This window comes from Enterococcus crotali, from assembly GCF_000633635.1.
In the GTDB taxonomy this organism is placed as follows: domain Bacteria; phylum Bacillota; class Bacilli; order Lactobacillales; family Enterococcaceae; genus Enterococcus_L; species Enterococcus_L crotali.
Genome location: NZ_AYPQ01000019.1, coordinates 1 through 1,538, shown reverse-complemented (window position 1 = coordinate 1,538; position 1,538 = coordinate 1). Strand labels below are relative to the sequence as shown.

Sequence of the window (1,538 nt, the reverse complement as noted above, 5' to 3'; positions counted from 1 at the left end):
GGGGGCAGGATTTGAACCTACGACCTTCGGGTTATGAGCCGACGAGCTACCTGACTGCTCCACCCCGCGATAATATATAGTCTTTATTGACTATAGAAAGGTGATAACTTTTGGTGATTTCTTAACAAAGGAGGATAAGGGATTCGAACCCTTGCACGGTTTTACCCGCCTGACGGTTTTCAAGACCGTTCCCTTCAGCCGGACTTGGGTAATCCTCCGGAATAATTATTAAAATGACCCGTACGGGAATCGAACCCGTGATACCGCCGTGAAAGGGCGGTGTCTTAACCGCTTGACCAACGGGCCTTGTGAAACGGAGAAGGAGGGATTTGAACCCTCGCGCCGGTTTCCCGACCTACACCCTTAGCAGGGGCGCCTCTTCAGCCACTTGAGTACTTCCCCAAGAAAATAATTTAAAAATGGGCCTAAATGGACTCGAACCATCGACCTCACGCTTATCAGGCGTGCGCTCTAACCAGCTGAGCTATAGGCCCATAAAGCGGGTGACGAGAATCGAACTCGCGACAACAGCTTGGAAGGCTGTGGTTTTACCACTAAACTACACCCGCAATACTTGAAACGGTCTGGACGGGACTCGAACCCGCGACCTCCTGCGTGACAGGCAGGCATTCTAACCAGCTGAACTACCAAACCATCGTTATTGTGTTGCGTCACTAATAACTGTTTGCTTATTTAAAAGCAATTGCGGGGGCAGGATTTGAACCTACGACCTTCGGGTTATGAGCCCGACGAGCTACCTGACTGCTCCACCCCGCGATAATATATAGTCTTTATTGACTATAGAAAGGTGATAACTTTTGGTGATTTCTTAACAAAGGAGGATAAGGGATTCGAACCCTTGCACGGTTTTACCCGCCTGACGGTTTTCAAGACCGTTCCCTTCAGCCGGACTTGGGTAATCCTCCGAAATAAAAATTACTACTAGTTAAATCGTCACTACAATGGACCTTGTAGGACTCGAACCTACGACCGGACGGTTATGAGCCGTCTGCTCTAACCAACTGAGCTAAAGGTCCTTGGCTCTTAAAAAATAATCGCGGCGAAGGGGATCGAACCCCCGACCTCCCGGGTATGAACCGGACGCTCTAGCCAGCTGAGCTACACCGCGAAAATAATAAAGTACTAATGGAGCCTAGCGGGATCGAACCGCTGACCTCCTGCGTGCAAAGCAGGCGCTCTCCCATCTGAGCTAAGGCCCCTTAAAATAAATCGGGAAGACAGGATTCGAACCTGCGACCCCTTGGTCCCAAACCAAGTGCTCTACCAAGCTGAGCTACTTCCCGTATTTACAAATGCACCCAAAGGGAGTCGAACCCCTAACCTCTTGATTCGTAGTCAAGCACTCTATCCAGTTGAGCTATGGGTGCTAAAACAAGGAACAAAGTCAGATGCATTCATCTGCTTCGTACTTGTCAACATCTATTCTGTCAATTTTAGAATTGCCATTCATAGTGTTTCAAAGCAATGCCGAGGACCGGAATCGAACCGGTACGGTGATCACTCACCGCAGGATTTTA

At 49.1% G+C, this 1,538-nt stretch carries 13 tRNA genes; all 13 read right to left on the bottom strand.

The window, feature by feature from the left end:
* Positions 1-128 precede the first annotated feature (128 nt).
* Positions 129-218, bottom strand: a tRNA-Ser gene (locus tag V192_RS0118805).
* Positions 219-234: 16 nt separating this feature from the next.
* A tRNA-Glu gene (locus V192_RS0118800) sits at positions 235-306 on the bottom strand.
* 8 nt (positions 307-314) lie between these two features.
* A tRNA-Ser gene (locus tag V192_RS0118795) sits at positions 315-402 on the bottom strand.
* A gap of 18 nt (positions 403-420) precedes the next feature.
* Positions 421-494: transfer RNA gene (locus tag V192_RS0118790), tRNA-Ile, on the bottom strand.
* 4 nt (positions 495-498) lie between these two features.
* Positions 499-569, bottom strand: a tRNA-Gly gene (locus tag V192_RS0118785).
* 11 nt (positions 570-580) lie between these two features.
* Positions 581-654: transfer RNA gene (locus V192_RS0118780), tRNA-Asp, on the bottom strand.
* Positions 655-703: 49 nt separating this feature from the next.
* Positions 704-777: transfer RNA gene (locus V192_RS0118775), tRNA-Met, on the bottom strand.
* 59 nt (positions 778-836) lie between these two features.
* Positions 837-926 (bottom strand) — tRNA-Ser (locus V192_RS0118770).
* Positions 927-963: 37 nt separating this feature from the next.
* Positions 964-1,037: transfer RNA gene (locus V192_RS0118765), tRNA-Ile, on the bottom strand.
* An 18-nt stretch (positions 1,038-1,055) separates the two neighbouring features.
* Positions 1,056-1,129 (bottom strand) — tRNA-Met (locus V192_RS0118760).
* Positions 1,130-1,147: 18 nt separating this feature from the next.
* A tRNA-Ala gene (locus V192_RS0118755) sits at positions 1,148-1,220 on the bottom strand.
* 10 nt (positions 1,221-1,230) lie between these two features.
* Positions 1,231-1,304: transfer RNA gene (locus V192_RS0118750), tRNA-Pro, on the bottom strand.
* Between the two features lie 10 nt (positions 1,305-1,314).
* Positions 1,315-1,388, bottom strand: a tRNA-Arg gene (locus tag V192_RS0118745).
* Between the last annotated feature and the right edge of the window lie 150 nt (positions 1,389-1,538).